The organism is Sphingomonas pruni NBRC 15498, from assembly GCF_001598455.1.
Lineage (GTDB): Bacteria > Pseudomonadota > Alphaproteobacteria > Sphingomonadales > Sphingomonadaceae > Sphingomonas > Sphingomonas pruni.
Map to the genome: position 1 here is coordinate 16,875 of NZ_BCYZ01000038.1, position 15,178 is coordinate 32,052.

Consider the following 15,178-nt stretch of genomic DNA (forward strand, 5'->3'; position numbering starts at 1 on the left):
ACGCGTCTGTCTTAACTGATCCACGTCGGGGCGCTATGCGTCCTGTGCCAGGATCCTTTTTTGTCGCGCGCCATTAAATTAAGCCAGCCGCCGCCGCCCAACATTGTCCCAGAAAACCCTTCTGCAATCAGTGCGTGGTCGCCGCCACGATCCACTTTCGCGAGAGACAAACTGGCGAAGACCACATCCGGATCGCGACGTTCCATCGCCGCATCGACAGCTTTGTCGCCGTATTGGACATGGTTGTCCTTAAGGAACTGCCTGATAGCCGGACATGACTCGACGGCGCTCAGATCTGACCCGCCGGACATCTCGCCGATCGACGCGGGCGACGGAATCGACAGTTGCCTATCGCGTGCATATTCGGTGGGCGACCAACTGTAGTTACCTTTGGCGTCGATGTGTGCGCTCCCCTCTCCCTTCCACGTCGTGAAAATGAGATTGTCTTTTCCCGATAATATTATCGTTCGCACTTCTTCGAGTGATGCCGCGCAGGAACTCTCTTGCTGTGCTTCGGAAGCCACGCCGCCTGCATCCTGATTTGGGATCATCACTGCAGCGCCCAGTAGTAGTAGCATCGTCACGGCTGTGCCCCTCCAGGCAAAGGATCCGGCTTGTGATCATCTTTCGGTGGATCACATTATCCGAAACACAGCAATGGCTCGGTTCCAGCCTCGCGCCGTTGCGGGCAAACCATCGAACGATGCACATCTACGAACCGGTCGCTTTCTACGCCGCCTCGCTCGCGCGATCCTCGAACAAGCCTTTCAAATCCTTCTTGAGGATCTTGCCGTTGGCGTTGCGCGGCAGCGTTTCGTGCACGAAACGGATCGCTACCGGCACCTTGAACGCCGCCAGCCGCTCGCGCACCCAGGCCTGCAATTCCGCCTCGGTCGCGGACGTGCCGGGCGCGAGATGGACGACCGCCGCCGGTTCCTCGCCCAAGGTTCGATGCGGGATGCCGATCACCGCGGCATCGGTCACCGCGGGATGCTCGTAGAGCGCGTTTTCGACCTCCGACGAATAGATGTTTTCGCCGCCGCGGATGACCATGTCCTTGGCGCGATCGACGATGAAGAGAAATCCTTCCTCGTCGAGCCGCGCGAGGTCGCCGGTGCGCACCCAGCCGTCGACGAAGGTCTCCGCCGTCGCTTCGGGCTTGTTCCAATAGCCCTTCACGATCATCGGTCCGCGCGCCCACAATTCGCCCACCTCACCGGTCGGCAACACCGTGACCCCATCGTCGGCGCGGATTTCGAGATCGGCAGTCGCCACCGGGGGGCCCGCGCTGGTCGGGCGGTTGAGATAATCCTCACTCGAATGGTGCGTGACCGTCGCCATCGTCTCGGTCATGCCCCAGCCATTGCCGGGGAGCGCGCCGAATTCCTCGTAGATCTTCTTGACCAGCTCCGGCGCGGACGGCGCGCCGCCATAGGCGATCGCCTCGATCGAGGAGAGGTCGTATTTGTGGCGATCGGGATGTTCGAGCAATTGCCAGGCGATGGTCGGCACGCCGCCGGTAAAGTGGACCTTCTCGCGCTCGATGATCTCCATCGCCTTCACCGTATCCCATTTGCGCATGAAGATGGTGGTGCTGCCGCTGGCCATGGTCCCCATCAGCCCGGCCGAGCACGCGGTGACGTGGAACATCGGGATCACGGTCAGGCTGGTCCGTGGGGTCGGATCGGGGATCGGCTCGCCGCGGCGGACGAAGCTGCGCGCGCCCGAAAAGCCGCCCGACATGATGTTGGTCATGAGATTGCGGTGCGTGCCCAGCGCGCCCTTGGGATTGCCGGTGGTGCCGCTGGTGTAGAAGATCGTCGCGTCGTCATCGCTGTCGATCTCGACTCGCGGACGATCGTCCGCCGGCAGATCCGCCCAGCTTTTCGGCCCGCCGATAATGTCTTCTAGTGCAATGGCGCCGTCGATCGGCGCGGGCGAGCGGGCGACGATCAGACGTTCGACGTTGGTCAACTCTGCCAGATGCGGCCTGATCCGCTCATAGCGCTCGGCGTCGACCAGCAGGACCTTGGCCCCCGAATCCTTGATGCCATATTCGAGCTCGGCGCCCGTCCACCAGGCATTGAGCGGAACCGCGATGGCGCCGAGCGTCGTGATCGCGAAGAAGATCACTGGCCATTCGGGCAGGTTGCGAGTCGCGAAAGCGACGCGATCCCCCTTGCCCACGCCCATGCCCTGGAATGCGCGGGCGAGCGCCGCCGTGGCGCGGTAATTCGCCTCATAGCTAACACGTTCGTCCTCGAGGATCGTGAACAGCCGCTCGCCATGCGTGCGCGACAGATCGAGCAGCACGCCCAGATCGTGCGGCGCGTATTTCCATATGCGCGTCTGCACGCCACGAATCTCGATCGTTTCCATCTCGAACTTGGCGCCCGGCGCGGTCAGCGCGGCGGTCGCGTCCTTCAGCGAAACCTTCGGCCAGGCGGGATCGAGGGCGATAACGGGTTCGGGTGCGCCATTCATTGACAAGGATCCGCTCTCCAGCTTCGGCTATGCAGGTCTTCGCCTGCGCGATTTTGCAACGTTAGAGTTGATTCGAGCGGCGCTCAAGGCAATAGAGAGTCGGAATTTGAAATAGGGGTATGGAAGAGCGATGCTGATGAAAGCGCCCGAAAAGCATGGTTTCGACGCCGCGCGCCTCAACCGCATTCCCGCATTCCTGAAGGAACGGTACCTCGATTCGGGCAAGTTGCCGAACGCACAGATCCTGATCAGCCGTGACGGCGAGATCGTCCATTTTTCGAGCCAGGGCGCGGCGGTCGAAGGATCCGACAAGGCGATCGACGAGGGCTCGATCTTCCGCATCGCCAGCATGACCAAGCCGATCACCTCGGTCGGGTTCATGATGCTGGTCGAGGACGGCAAGGTCGCGGTCGACACGCCGGTCCACCACGTCCTGCCCGAATTCAAGGGCATCGGCGTCTATAATGGCGGCGGCGGCGGGGTGCCGTTCCTCCCAGTGACGCCGACGGCAGAGCCGATGCGGATGCTCGACCTGCTGCGCCACACGTCGGGTCTGACCTATGGCTTCCAGAACCGCACCAATGTCGATGCCGCCTATCGTGAGGGCAAGATAGACAATTGGCATGGCGGCAACGATCTTGACGGCTTCATTGCCGCGCTCGGCCAGCTGCCGCTCGAATTCTCGCCTGGGACCGCATGGAATTATTCGGTGTCGACCGACGTGCTAGGCGCGGTGATCCAGCGAGTCTCGGGCATGCCGCTCGACCAGTATTTCGCCGAGAAGATCTTCAAGCCGCTCAAGATGGACGACACCGGCTTCGTCGTCCCCGAGAGCAAAGTCGATCGCCTGACCGACTGCTATACCTTCGTCGCCGGCAAGGGCCGGATCATGTACGACCGTGCGAGCGAAAGCGCGTGGCGGCGCCAGCCCAAATTGCTGTCGGGCGGCGGCGGACTCGCATCGACCGCGCTTGATTATCACCGCTTCTGCCAGATGTGCGCGAACGGCGGCGAACTCGACGGCGCGCGACTGCTGGGGCGCAAGACGCTCGACCTGATGACGATGAACCATCTGCCGGGCAAATCGGACCTGTCGACGCTGTCGCGCTCGCTATTCAGCGAGACGCAAAATGCCGGCACTGGCTTCGGCCTGGGCTTCGCTGTCACCGAGGATGTCGCCAAGACGATGATCCCCGGATCGGCGGGCGAATATTATTGGGGCGGGATGTTTTCGACCGCCTTCTTCATCGATCCGGTCGAGCGGCTGCACATGGTGTTCATGACCCAGCTCAGTCCATCGGGCCTGTACCCGATCCGCCGCGAGCTCAAGACGCTGATCTATTCGTCGCTCACCTAATCCGTCGCCCCGGCGGAGGCCGGGGCCGCCGGCCGCATCGCCGGCAACGGACCAGAACATAGCGGCCCCGGCCTCCGCCGGGGCGACGATTTCAGGAGAGAAGAATGTCCGACAATCCCGCCTCGCCGATCCGCACCGAACGCCACGGCGACGTGCTCGTGATCATTTCGAACAACCCGCCGGTCAATGCACTCGGCGCCGCGGTGCGCGAAGGGCTTGAAGCCGGAATCAAGCAGGCCGAGGCCGATGCGACGATCAAGGCGGTGGTGATCCGCTGCGACGGCCGCACCTTCTTCGCCGGCGCCGACATCACCGAATTCGGCAAGCCGATGAAGGGCCCGGGCCTGGGCACGGTGATCGACATGATCGAAGCGCTCGACAAGCCGGTGGTCGCGGCGATCCACGGCACTGCCCTCGGCGGCGGCTGCGAGGTCACGCTCGGCTGCCATTACCGCGTTGCGGTGCCCTCGGCGAAGATCGGCACGCCGGAAGTAAAGCTCGGCCTGTTGCCCGGCGCCGGTGGCACGCAGCGTATCCCGCGCATCGCCGGGGTCAAGCTGGCGCTGCAGATGACCGCGATCGGCGATCCGATCTCGGCCAAGGCGGCGCACGACGCCGGGCTGATCGACAAGGTCGTGGGCGAAGACAGCCTGGAAGCCGATGCGATCGCCTTCGCCAACGAAGTGGCGGACAAGCGCCCTCTGCCCCGCGCATCGGAGAAGACCGCCAGCGCCGATCCCGATGCGGTCGAGGCGTTCAAGAAAGCCAATGCCCGCAAGTTCCGCGGCTTTGACGCGCCGGCGGCGAATATCCGCTGCGTCGAGGCCTCAACTCACGGCACCTTCGCCGAGGGCATCGCGGTCGAGCGCGAGGAATTCATGAAGCTGATGATGGGCACGCAATCCGCCGCCCAGCGCTACATGTTCTTCGCCGAACGTCAGGCCGCCAAGGTCGATGGTATCCCGTCCGACGTGCAGCTGCGGCCGATCAAGAAGGTCGGCGTGGTCGGCGCCGGCACGATGGGCGGCGGGATCAGCATGAACTTCCTGACCGCCGGCATTCCGGTGACGATCGTCGAAACCGCACAGGAAGCGCTCGATCGCGGTGTCGGGGTGATCCGCAAGAATTACGAGAATTCCGCCAAGCGCGGCCGCTTTACTCAGGAAAAGGTCGAGCAGATGATGGGGCTCCTGACCCCCAGCCTGAGCCTCGACGACCTCAAGGATTGCGACCTCGTCATCGAGGCGATCTACGAGAATATGGACGTCAAGAAGGAGCTGTTCGGCAAGCTCGACACAATCGTCAAACCCGGCGCGATCCTGGCCTCGAACACGTCCTACCTCAATGTCGACGAGATCGCCTCGGCGACCGGCCGTCCGCAGGACGTGCTGGGCATGCACTTCTTCTCGCCGGCCAACGTGATGAAGCTGTTGGAAGTCGTGCGCGGCGCCAAGACCGCGCCCGACGTGCTGGCGACGGTGATGGCGCTGGCCAAGCCGATCGGCAAGGTCGCGGTCGTGTCGGGCGTGTGCCCGGGCTTCATCGGCAACCGCATGCTGTCGGCACGCAATGCCCCCGCCAACGCCATGCTGATGCAGGGCGCGCGGCCCGAACAGATCGACAAGGCGCTGGTCGATTTCGGTTTTCCGATGGGCGTGTTCCAGATGGGCGACCTGGCCGGCGTCGATATCGGCTGGCATCGCGACCCGACCAAGCAGGACACGATCCGCGACGTGCTGTGCGCGCGCGGCCGCTGGGGGCAGAAGACCGGCAAGGGCTGGTACGATTATGACGAGAACCGCAACCCGACGCCCTCGGCCGAAGTCGCGGAGATTATCGAGGATTTCCGTAGCCGGTCGAACCAGCCGAAGAAGGACTTCACCGACGAGGATATCATCGCCGCGACCATCTATCCGATGGTCAATGAGGGCGCGAAGATCCTCGACGAAGGCATGGCGCAGCGCGCGTCGGACGTGGATGTCGTGTGGATCTACGGCTATGGCTGGCCGGTCTATCGCGGCGGCCCGATGTTCTGGGGCAACACCGTCGGCCTCGACAAGGTCGTGGCCGGGCTGGAGGCCAACGGCGTCGAGGTATCTCCGCTGCTGAGGCGCAAGGCGGAAGCGGGCGAGAAGTTCTGAATTTCCGTCGCCCCGGCGAAGGCCGGGGCCGCTGGCAATCTGGCCCTGTCAACGCGACAACCGGGCCGGCCCCGGCCTTTGCCGGGGCGACGAGATGGGGTCTACCATGACCGAAGTCCTTGACCGCGTGACCGAAAAATCGGCGATCGAGACCGCCAAAGCGATCCGCGCCGGCGAGACCACCGCCATGCTCGAATGCGAAGCCGCCATCGCCCGGATCGAGGCGCGCGACGGTCCGCTCAACGCAGTCGTGGTACGCGATTTCGACCGCGCCCGGCATCAGGCGCATGAAATGGACCAGCGACTGGCGGCAGGCGATTCCGCGCCGCTGCTTGGCGTGCCGATGACGGTCAAGGAGAGCTTCGACCTCGACGGACTCAAGACGACCTGGGGCATGGAAGCGGCACGCGATTTCGTCGCGAAGGAGGATGCCGAGGCGGTCAAGCGGCTCAAGGCCGCCGGCGCCGTGATCCTCGGCAAGACCAACGTTCCGCCGCTCCTCGCCGACCTCCAGGCGAACAACCCGATCTACGGGCGCACCAACAATCCGCATAATCATGATCGCGTCGCCGGCGGGTCATCGGGCGGAGCCGCAGTGGCTCTGGCCGCAGGCATGGTGCCGCTCGAGCTTGGCAGCGATATCGGCGGTTCGATCCGCGTGCCGGCCGCCTTCAACGGCGTCTGGGGGCACAAGCCCACCTTCGGCGCGCTGAGCCGCGACGGGCATTATTTTCCCGGCACCGACGGCGCACCGGGCGAATTGTCAGTGATCGGCCCGATGGCGCGCAATCCCGACGACCTGGCGCTCGCGCTCGACATATTGTCCGACCATCCGCTCAAACAGGCCGACAACCGCCCGGGCAGCGAGTACCGCATCCTCGTCCTAAATTCGCATCCGCTGGCAAAAGTGGCGGCATCGATCGCCGATGCGCTCGACCGCTTGGCCGACGCGCTCCACGATCTCGGCGTCTCGGTCGACCGCAAGAGCGACCTGCTGCCCGATCTCGAGGCTCAGCAGCGCAACTATATGAAGATGCTCAACATCACGATCGCGCGCGGCGTGCCGCAGGATGGATCGGCGCCGACCACTTTGGTGCAATGGTTCGACCTGCGTGACGAGCAGGCACGCAACAAGCGCGCCTGGAACCAGCTGTTCCGCAGCTATGACGCGGTGATCGCGCCGACGCTCGGCGTCACTGCCTTCCCGCACGATGCCACGCCGCTGCCCAAGCGGATGCTCGACATCGACGGCGAACCGACCCCGTTTGGACCGCAATTTGCTTTTCCCGGCCTTGCCACCTTCCCGATGCTGCCGGCGACCAGCTTTCCGATCGGCACCGACCCCGATGGCCTGCCGATCGGCGTCCAGGCGATCGCCGATACCTATCTCGACCACAAAGCCATTGCCGTCGCGCGGCTGGCCCATGGAGCAATGCAATGAGTGATGATCTCGACACCTTTCGCGCTGAGACGCGCGCCTGGCTCGAAGCGAACTGCCCCGCCGAAATGCGCGAGCCCGTGCGGTCCGACGCCGATGTCGTCTGGGGCGGGCGCGACCAGTCGAAGATGACGCCGGCGCAAAAGCAATGGATGGACGCGATGGGTGCGCGCGGCTGGACCGTGCCCGACTGGCCGAGGGAATATGGCGGCGGCGGACTGTCGCCGGCGGAAACCAAGATCCTGCGTGAGGAAATGGCGCGGCTGAAATGCCGCAATCCACTCAACTCGTTCGGTATCTCGATGCTCGGGCCGGCATTGCTCAAATACGGTACCGAGGCGCAGAAGATCGAGCACCTGACCAAGATCGCGCGCGGCGAGATCCGCTGGTGTCAGGGCTATTCCGAGCCCGGTGCCGGATCCGATTTGGCCAGCCTGCAAACCTCGGCGGAAGACAAAGGCGATCATTATCTGGTCAACGGCCAGAAGGTCTGGACCAGCTACGCCAATTACGCCGACTGGATTTTCTGCCTCGTGCGCACCGACAAAACGGTAAAGCAAGGCGGGATCAGTTTCCTACTGTTCGACATGGCGACGCCGGGCGTGTCGACCAAGCCGATCCTGCTGATCTCGGGTTATTCGCCGTTCTGCGAAACCTTCTTCGACAATGTGAAGGTCCCGAAGGAAAACCTTGTTCACGAAGTGAATAAGGGTTGGGACGTCGCGAAATATCTGCTCGGTCACGAACGCGAGATGATCAGTGGCATGGGATTGGGGTCGAGCGGCGGCAACCCGCTGGTCGATGGCGCGAAGCGGACCGTCGGCCTGACCGATGACGGCACCCTCGCCGATCCGGTGCTGCGCGCGCAGATGGCGCTGTTCGAGGTGCGCGCCAAAGCGTTCACCGCCATGTCGGAGAAGTTCATCGACGAATTGAAGGCCGGCAAGGCGCACCCTGCCCAGCCGTCGATGATGAAATATTACGGCACCGAGCTGAACAAGTCGCGCCACGAGCTGATGATGGCGGCGGGCGGATCCGATACGCTCGAATGGGAAAGCCAGGAGTCGAATAATGGCGCCGCGCCGCGCGCCTGGCTGCGCACCAAGGCCAATTCGATCGAGGGCGGCACCAGCGAGGTGCAGCTCAACATCATTTCTAAGCGGATTCTGGAATTGCCGGACAGATGACCGTCATCCCAGCGAAAGCTGGGATCTCGTGCCGCAAGCGCACGCCAAGATCGACAAGATCCCAGCTTTCGCTGGGATGACGAAAGCGAGAAACGAATGCCGCTCTACCTCAACGACGAACAATCCATGCTCGCGGACACCGCGAAGGACTTCGTGCGCGAACATGCCCCGGTCAAACACCTCCGGGAGCTGCGCGACAGCAACAACGCCGACGGGTTCAGCCGCGATCTGTGGAAGTCGTTCGCCGAGATGGGCTTCACCGGCATCCTGATCGGCGAGGACCAGGGCGGGCTCGGGCTCGGCCATGTCGAGGCGGGCGTGGTGCTCGAGGAAATCGGGCGCAACCTGTCGCCCTCCCCTTTCCTCGCGACGGCCGTCGCCGCGGTCGAGGCGCTCAAGGGCAGCGCGCTGGCCGGCAAATTCTATCCCGGCATCCTCGCCGGCGAGACCGTCGCCGCATTGGCGATCGACGAGCAGGCCAAGTTCCGCGACAGCGTCGGCATGAAGGCCGAGCGCGCGGGCAATGGTTTCCGTCTGTCGGGCAAGAAACAGTTCGTGACACACGGCCATGTCGCCGACCTGATCATCGTCGCCGCGCGCACTGCCGGATCGGATGATGACGAGAATGGCGTCACGTTGTTCGCCGTCGACAAGGGCGCCGCCGGCCTAACCGCCACACCCAAGCGGCTGGCGGATTCGAGCATCGCCGCGCGGCTCGACTTCGACAATGTCGAGGTGACCGCGGATGCCGTGATCGGAGAGGTCGATGCGGGGCGCGACCCGCTCAACCGCCTGCTGCGTGCCGGTCGCACAGGCGCGTCGGCGGAGATGCTCGGGGTCGGCGCGGGCGCGATGGACATGACGGTCGATTACCTCAAGCAGCGCAAGCAGTTCGGCGTGGTGATCGGCACGTTCCAGGCGCTGCAGCATCGCGCCGCGCATCTCTATTCGGAAATGGAAGTGGCGCGCGCCGCCACACTTCGCGCGCAACAGATGCTCGATACCGGCGCGGACCGCGCCGATGAAGCGGTGTCGGTCGCCAAGGCGCAGACCGGCCTCGCCTCCATGCTGGCGGTGCAGGAAGCCGTGCAGATGCATGGCGGCATCGGCATGACCGACGAATATGACATCGGCTTCTACATGAAGCGCCAGCGCGTGCTGGCCGAGATGTTCGGTGACGCCAACTTCCACGCCGACAAAATCGCGCGTAACGCCGGCTATTGATGGCTGAGGAAGATCCCAATCCGCGCCCCAAGCGCACGCCCGAGCAACTGATTGAGGGGCTGGTCGCTCTGCTCGACGTCGAGGAGCTCGACGCCGATCTCTATCGCGGGATGCGATTGCCCGGTGGCCAGGGCCGCGTGTTCGGCGGCCAGGTGATCGGCCAGGCGCTCCAGGCGGCGCAGCGGTCGGCGGAGGGCAAGGACGCGCATTCGCTCCACGCCTATTTCATGCGCGCGGGCGACGACGCGTTGCCGATCATCTATCGCGTCGTGCGCGACTTCGACGGCAAGAGTTTCGCGACCAGGCGCGTGATCGCGACGCAAAACGGCCAGCCGATCCTCAACATGGCGGCGTCGTTCCAGGTCGCCGAAGACGGGCTTCATCATCAGGACGCGTTCCCGAACGATATCCCGCCGCCCGAGGACCTGAAATCCGAGAGCGAGCTGCGCGTCGAGGCCGCGCAGCATATGCCCGAGCAGCATCGCGCGCGCTTCCTGCGCTGGTCGAGCCCGATCGACGTTCGCCCGCTCTATCCGCGCAACTGGTTCTCGCCGGCCGAGCGCGAGCCGATCAACTATACGTGGATCCGCGCCCTCGCCCCGCTGGGTGACGATCCGGCGATGCACCGCGCGATCCTGGCCTATGCCAGCGACATGGGCCTGATGTCGACGAGCATGATGCCGCACGGCGTCAACTGGATGACTCCGGGGATGCAGACCGCCAGCCTGGACCACGCCATGTGGTTCCACGAGGCATTCCGCGCCGACGAATGGATGCTCTACGCGATGGACAGCCCCTGGGCTGGCCATGGCCGCGGCATGAATCGCGGCAGCATCTTCACCCGCGACGGCCGCCTGGTGGCGAGTGTCGCGCAGGAAGGCCTGATCCGAAAACGCGAGCCCCGCGCCTGACGTCAGAGCGGCGTGCCGTCGTCGGCGTCGTAGAGCTTGAGGTCGCGGTCGTGCAGCCCGAGATCGGCGCCGGCCGCGCGCCATTCCGCCATGTGCGACGACGCGCCATGCGCCTTGAGCGCTTCGCGATCGCGCCAGCGTTCGACGACATGGATCAGCGTGGGGTCAAGCACATCCTGGCCATAGGCATAGGTGAAGCAGCCATCTTCGGCGCGGCTCGCGGTCACCATCTTCTCCATCGCCGCTCGCGCGCGGTCGAGGCCGCCCTCGGGTAACCGCACCGTGCCCATGATCAACAGCATCTCTTCTGCTCCTCAGACGGCGGGCTTGCCGAATTCCTGACGGGTGACGGGATGGCTCGACGACAAGCCGCCATCGACCGCCCAGGCCTGGCCGTTGACGTAGCTGGCGTCGTCGCTCGCCAGGAACAAGGCGACGCGGGCGATCTCCTCGGGCACGCCGGCACGCTTGAGCGGGTTGAGGCGGCCGACCTTGTCCATCTTGTCGTTGGCGCGGGCATATTCGAACACGCGCGCGGTCATGCCGGTTTCGATCAGGCCGGGGCAGATCGCGTTGACCCGGACGTTGGTGCCGGTGAGTTGCTGAGCGGCGGTGGTGACGAGATTGATGACGCCCGCTTTGGACGCTGAATAGGCGGGCCCGCCCGCCCCCGAGCGGATACCCGCGACCGACGCAGTGCAGACGATCGCCCCCTTTCCGCGCTTGATGATTTCCGGCGCGCCGTGCTTGATCGCCAGGAATGGACCGATCAGGTTGACCCGCAGCACCTCCGTCCAGAGCTCGACCGGCGTGTCGAGGATGCCGGTAATCCCGCCCGAAATGCCGGCATTGGCGTAGATGATGTCGAGCCCGCCATGTTCGGAGACCGCGAGCGCGACGGTGCGCTCGACATCGCCTTCATCGCCAGCGTCCATCTGGATCGCCTTGGCAGTGCCGCCGGCCTTGAGGATCGCCTCGACCGTATCGTGCACCGCTTCCGTCTTGTCGGCGGCGACGACGCTGCCGCCTTCCGCCGCGAACAGGGTCGCCGAGGCGCGCCCGATGCCCGACCCGGCGCCGGTGACGATGATCGATTTGCCGGTAAAACGTCCCATCTTTTCTACTCCGTCATGCCGGCCTTGTGCCGGCATCCACCGGGCCTCAAGCCTAGTGCTTTGAACCTCTTGTCCGCCGCCTGCCGCCCGGCAGACCCCGGCACAAGGCCGGGGTGACGGTTGGTTAAATGGTGACGCCGCCGTCCATCACGATCGTCTGTCCAGTCGTGAACGCTGCCGCCTTCGACGCCAGGAATACGACGCCGCCCGCAATATCCTCGGGCTCGCCGATCCGGCGCAGCGGCACCGTCGAGTTCGCAGCCTTCTGCCGCTCCGGATTTTCCCACAGAGCGCGCGCGAAATCGGTCTTCACCAAGCCGGGCGCTATGCAGTTCACGCGGACATTGTCCGGCCCATATTCGTGCGCGAGGTTGCGCGCGAGCTGCATGTCGGCCGCCTTGGAAATGCAATAGGCGCCGATCGCGGTCGACCCGCGCAACCCGCCGATCGACGAGATGATGATGATCGCGCCGTCCTTGCGCGCGCGCATCTCCGGCACCACCATCGAGATCAACCAGTGGTTGGAGACGATATTGTTGTCCAGGATCTTGCGGAACTGCTCGTCGCTGATGTCCGCCTGCGGCCCGTAATAGGGGTTCGACGCCGCGTTGCAGACCAGGATGTCGATCTTGCCGAATGCCCGGCGGCTCTCGTCGACCAGATGCTGCAAGCCTTGCTTATCGGAGATGTTCGCGGCGACCGCGATCGCGGTGCCGTCGCCATATTTGGCGTTGATCTCGGCGGCGACCTCGTCGCAGGCGTCCTGCTTGCGGCTCGATACGACAACTTTCGCGCCGTGCTCGGCGAGCTCGAAGACGCTCGCCTTGCCGATCCCGCGCGACGATCCGGTGACGATTGCGACTTTTCCGGTCAGGTCGAATAGGCTCATCTTCTTTCCTCTCTTGCTCCCCTCCCGCTTGCGGGAGGGGCTGGGGGAGGGTCTGTCCCTCCTCGTGATGTTGGAGAGGACGACACGCCCTCCCCTTACCCCTCCCGCAAGCGGGAGGGGAATTTAAGCCCCCGCCTTTTGCGCGAAGTCCCACGCCGCATCGGCCAGGCGATATACGCCCGCCGCCGACTTCTCCGCCTGCGCCGACGAGGCCGTACCCTCGACGATGCGCTTCTTGATGCCCTGGACGATGCCGGTCAGGCGGAACAGATTATAAGCGAAATACCAGTTGAGGTCGGGCACGCCGTCGCGCCCGGTCGCCGCGCAATAGCGCTCGACCATGTCCTCCAGCGTCGGAATGCCGCTGTCGCCGCCCGTCTTGCCCATCACTCCTGAGCGGCCCTCGGGCGCGGTTACCCAGCTCATCAGGAAATAGCTGAAATCGGCGAGCGGATCGCCGAGCGTCGACAATTCCCAATCGAGCAAGGCGATCACGCGCCCCTCCGTCTTGTGGAAGATCATGTTGTCGATGCGGTAGTCGCCATGGACGACCGATGTTCGCGTCTGCGGCGGGATAGTGCGCGGCAGATAGTCGATCAGCTTCTCGACCGCCGGCATGTGCTCGGTCTCGGCCATGCGATATTGCTTGGTCCAGCGACCGACCTGGCGCTCGAAATAATTGCCGGGTTTGCCATAATCGGCCAGGCCGGCTTTCTCGAAATCGGTATTATGCAGCGCCGCCAGCGTATCGCACATCGCGTTATAGACGCCGGTGCGCTCATCGGGCGTATAATCCGGCATCGTGCCGTCCCAGATGTTGCGCCCATTGGCGAACCCCATGACGTAGAAATCGGTGCCGATCACGTCCGGGTCGGTGCACAGCCCATAGGGTCGCGCGACCGGGAAACCTGTTGGGTACAACCCGGCGATAACCCGATATTCACGGTCGACCGCGTGCGCCGACGGCAGCAGATTGCCGAACGGCTTGCGGCGCAACACATACTCGCCCGAAGCGGCGTGAAGCTTGTATGTCGGGTTCGACTGCCCGCCTGCGAATTTGGAATAATCGAGCGGCCCTTCGAAGCCCTCGACATTCGCCTCCATCCACGCGGTCAGCCTGACAAGGTCGAGGCGATCTTTCTCCGCGACCTCGATCGTCTTTGGGGCGTCGTCGGGATGCGCAGCCGTCATTAATTTCCTCCGTCATTCCCGCGAAAACGGGAAACCATCTCCGGCCAAACATCCCCGGCTCGTCGAGTGGGAGATGGGCCCCCGCTTTCGCGGGGGTGACGAGCAAGAAACGCCGGCATCATCCGAACGTGATCACCGAGCGCGCGGCGTCGCCCTTGCGCAATTCGTCGAACGCATCGTTGATACGCTCGATCGGCATCCGGTCGGCGATGATCGTGTCGAGGTCGAGCAGCCCGCGCATATAGAAATCGACCAGCCGCGGAATGTCGACCGGGAAGCGGTTGCCGCCCATCAACCCGCCTTGCAGCTTCTTGCTGCCGAGCAGGTCGAGCGCCGACAGGCCGACCTGGCTGCCCAGCGGCATCATGCCCAGGATCGTCGCAGTGCCGCCGCGGCGCAGCACCTTGACCGCGGTCTGCGCCGACGCCTCTCGACCGACCGCTTCGATTGCGTGATGCACGCCGCCCTTGGTCAGCTCGACAACTTCGGGAATCGTGCTTTCCGCCATCGCGTCGAAACTATGGGTAGCGCCGAGCTTTTCCGCCAAAGCGCGCTTCTCCGGCACCGGATCGAGCGCGATGATCTTACCCGCGCCGGCGATCTTCGCGGCATTGACCGCGGCAAGCCCGATGCCGCCGCAGCCGACCACGCACACCGTCTCGCCCGGCGTGACCGGGCTGGCGTTGAATACCGCCCCTGCCCCGGTAGTCACCGCGCAGCCGAGCAAAGCCGCGCGGTCGAGCGGCATCTCCGGGTCGATCGCAACGCAGGCATGTTCGTGGACCAGCATCATCTCGGCATAGGCCGACAGGTTCAGCATCTGGTTGACCGGCTCGCCATTCAGGCTGAGCCGCGGCGCCGCGTCACGCGGGCGCTTGGTGTCGCTGGAGATGCAGAGCGACATGTGCCCCGTGACGCAGAACTCGCAATGGCCGCAAAAGGCCGACAGGCAAGTGACGACCGCGTCGCCGACCTTGACCGTCCGCACCTCATCGCCGACCGCCTCGACGATACCCGCGGCTTCGTGCCCCGGGATCGCCGGGAGCGGCGTCGGATAGGCGCCGTCGACGAAATGCAGGTCCGAACGGCACACGCCGCACGCCACCGTGCGGATCAGCACTTCATGCGGACCGGGCTTGTCGACCGTCACGTCACGGATTTCGAGCGGCTTTTTCGGCTCGAACAGAACTGCTGCTTTCAACGTCTACTCCTCAAATCCCAACAGACCCTCACCCTTCCCA

Annotated in this window: 13 protein-coding genes; 6 read left to right on the top strand and 7 right to left on the bottom strand. The window is 64.4% G+C overall.

The features are described 5' to 3' along the window. Positions 1–11 precede the first annotated feature (11 nt). Positions 12–584 (bottom strand): hypothetical protein, encoded by a 573-nt coding sequence (locus SPR01S_RS12375; RefSeq protein WP_157082225.1) that lies wholly within the window; start codon positions 582–584, stop codon positions 12–14. 145 nt (positions 585–729) lie between these two features. Next, a complete protein-coding gene (locus tag SPR01S_RS12380; protein ID WP_066590043.1) occupies positions 730–2,484 on the bottom strand; it encodes a class I adenylate-forming enzyme family protein in 1,755 nt (584 codons plus the stop codon). Between the two features lie 136 nt (positions 2,485–2,620). Between SPR01S_RS12380 and SPR01S_RS12385 the strand changes: the two genes are divergently transcribed. From SPR01S_RS12385 to SPR01S_RS12410, 6 genes are all read left to right on the top strand, one after another. After that, on the top strand, positions 2,621–3,841 hold the full coding sequence (locus SPR01S_RS12385; protein ID WP_439646733.1) for a serine hydrolase domain-containing protein: 1,221 nt from the start codon (positions 2,621–2,623) through the stop codon (positions 3,839–3,841). 104 nt (positions 3,842–3,945) lie between these two features. Next, positions 3,946–5,982 (top strand): 3-hydroxyacyl-CoA dehydrogenase NAD-binding domain-containing protein, encoded by a 2,037-nt coding sequence (locus SPR01S_RS12390; protein WP_066590047.1) that lies wholly within the window; start codon positions 3,946–3,948, stop codon positions 5,980–5,982. Positions 5,983–6,088: 106 nt separating this feature from the next. Next, positions 6,089–7,423 carry an amidase family protein gene (locus SPR01S_RS12395; protein WP_066590048.1) on the top strand — a complete coding sequence of 445 codons (1,335 nt, stop codon included), beginning with the start codon at positions 6,089–6,091 and terminating at the stop codon, positions 7,421–7,423. After that, complete coding sequence (locus SPR01S_RS12400; RefSeq protein ID WP_066590049.1) at positions 7,420–8,607, top strand: acyl-CoA dehydrogenase family protein; 1,188 nt, start codon at positions 7,420–7,422, stop codon at positions 8,605–8,607. The genes SPR01S_RS12395 and SPR01S_RS12400 overlap by 4 nt, the downstream gene beginning before the upstream one ends. 96 nt (positions 8,608–8,703) lie before the next feature. Next, the gene (locus SPR01S_RS12405; RefSeq protein ID WP_066590050.1) at positions 8,704–9,831 is read left to right on the top strand and encodes an acyl-CoA dehydrogenase family protein; all 1,128 of its coding nucleotides are present in this window, start codon (positions 8,704–8,706) and stop codon (positions 9,829–9,831) included. Then, positions 9,831–10,742 (top strand): acyl-CoA thioesterase, encoded by a 912-nt coding sequence (locus SPR01S_RS12410; RefSeq protein ID WP_066590051.1) that lies wholly within the window; start codon positions 9,831–9,833, stop codon positions 10,740–10,742. Before SPR01S_RS12405 ends, SPR01S_RS12410 begins: the two co-directional genes overlap by 1 nt. 2 nt (positions 10,743–10,744) lie before the next feature. On the opposite strand, the gene SPR01S_RS12415 is transcribed toward SPR01S_RS12410, so the two are convergent. From SPR01S_RS12415 to SPR01S_RS12435, 5 genes are all read right to left on the bottom strand, one after another. Then, positions 10,745–11,044, bottom strand: a complete 300-nt coding sequence (locus SPR01S_RS12415) for a putative quinol monooxygenase (RefSeq protein WP_066590052.1) — start codon at positions 11,042–11,044, stop codon at positions 10,745–10,747. A gap of 12 nt (positions 11,045–11,056) precedes the next feature. Further along, positions 11,057–11,857 carry an SDR family NAD(P)-dependent oxidoreductase gene (locus SPR01S_RS12420; protein WP_066590053.1) on the bottom strand — a complete coding sequence of 267 codons (801 nt, stop codon included), beginning with the start codon at positions 11,855–11,857 and terminating at the stop codon, positions 11,057–11,059. Positions 11,858–11,981: 124 nt separating this feature from the next. Beyond that, the gene (locus SPR01S_RS12425) at positions 11,982–12,746 is read right to left on the bottom strand and encodes an SDR family oxidoreductase (RefSeq protein ID WP_066590055.1); all 765 of its coding nucleotides are present in this window, start codon (positions 12,744–12,746) and stop codon (positions 11,982–11,984) included. 123 nt (positions 12,747–12,869) lie between these two features. Further along, positions 12,870–13,937, bottom strand: coding sequence for a phosphotransferase family protein (locus SPR01S_RS12430; protein ID WP_066590056.1), 1,068 nt, complete (start codon positions 13,935–13,937; stop codon positions 12,870–12,872). A gap of 118 nt (positions 13,938–14,055) precedes the next feature. Continuing rightward, positions 14,056–15,138: a Zn-dependent alcohol dehydrogenase gene (locus SPR01S_RS12435; protein WP_066590058.1), complete on the bottom strand. Its 1,083-nt coding sequence runs from the start codon at positions 15,136–15,138 to the stop codon at positions 14,056–14,058. Between the last annotated feature and the right edge of the window lie 40 nt (positions 15,139–15,178).

Excerpts from the sequence above, each read along its gene's own strand:
- SPR01S_RS12420 (WP_066590053.1), bottom strand. The coding sequence starts at position 11,857 with ATGGGACGTTTTACCGGCAAATCGATCATCGTCACCGGCGCCGGGTCG.
- SPR01S_RS12430 (WP_066590056.1), bottom strand. The coding sequence starts at position 13,937 with ATGACGGCTGCGCATCCCGACGACGCCCCAAAGACGATCGAGGTCGCG.
- SPR01S_RS12405 (WP_066590050.1), top strand. The coding sequence starts at position 8,704 with ATGCCGCTCTACCTCAACGACGAACAATCCATGCTCGCGGACACCGCG.
- SPR01S_RS12395 (WP_066590048.1), top strand. The coding sequence starts at position 6,089 with ATGACCGAAGTCCTTGACCGCGTGACCGAAAAATCGGCGATCGAGACC.
- SPR01S_RS12390 (WP_066590047.1), top strand. The coding sequence starts at position 3,946 with ATGTCCGACAATCCCGCCTCGCCGATCCGCACCGAACGCCACGGCGAC.
- SPR01S_RS12380 (WP_066590043.1), bottom strand. The coding sequence starts at position 2,484 with ATGAATGGCGCACCCGAACCCGTTATCGCCCTCGATCCCGCCTGGCCG.
- SPR01S_RS12425 (WP_066590055.1), bottom strand. The coding sequence starts at position 12,746 with ATGAGCCTATTCGACCTGACCGGAAAAGTCGCAATCGTCACCGGATCG.
- SPR01S_RS12415 (WP_066590052.1), bottom strand. The coding sequence starts at position 11,044 with ATGCTGTTGATCATGGGCACGGTGCGGTTACCCGAGGGCGGCCTCGAC.
- SPR01S_RS12400 (WP_066590049.1), top strand. The coding sequence starts at position 7,420 with ATGAGTGATGATCTCGACACCTTTCGCGCTGAGACGCGCGCCTGGCTC.
- SPR01S_RS12410 (WP_066590051.1), top strand. The coding sequence starts at position 9,831 with ATGGCTGAGGAAGATCCCAATCCGCGCCCCAAGCGCACGCCCGAGCAA.
- SPR01S_RS12385 (WP_439646733.1), top strand. The coding sequence starts at position 2,621 with ATGAAAGCGCCCGAAAAGCATGGTTTCGACGCCGCGCGCCTCAACCGC.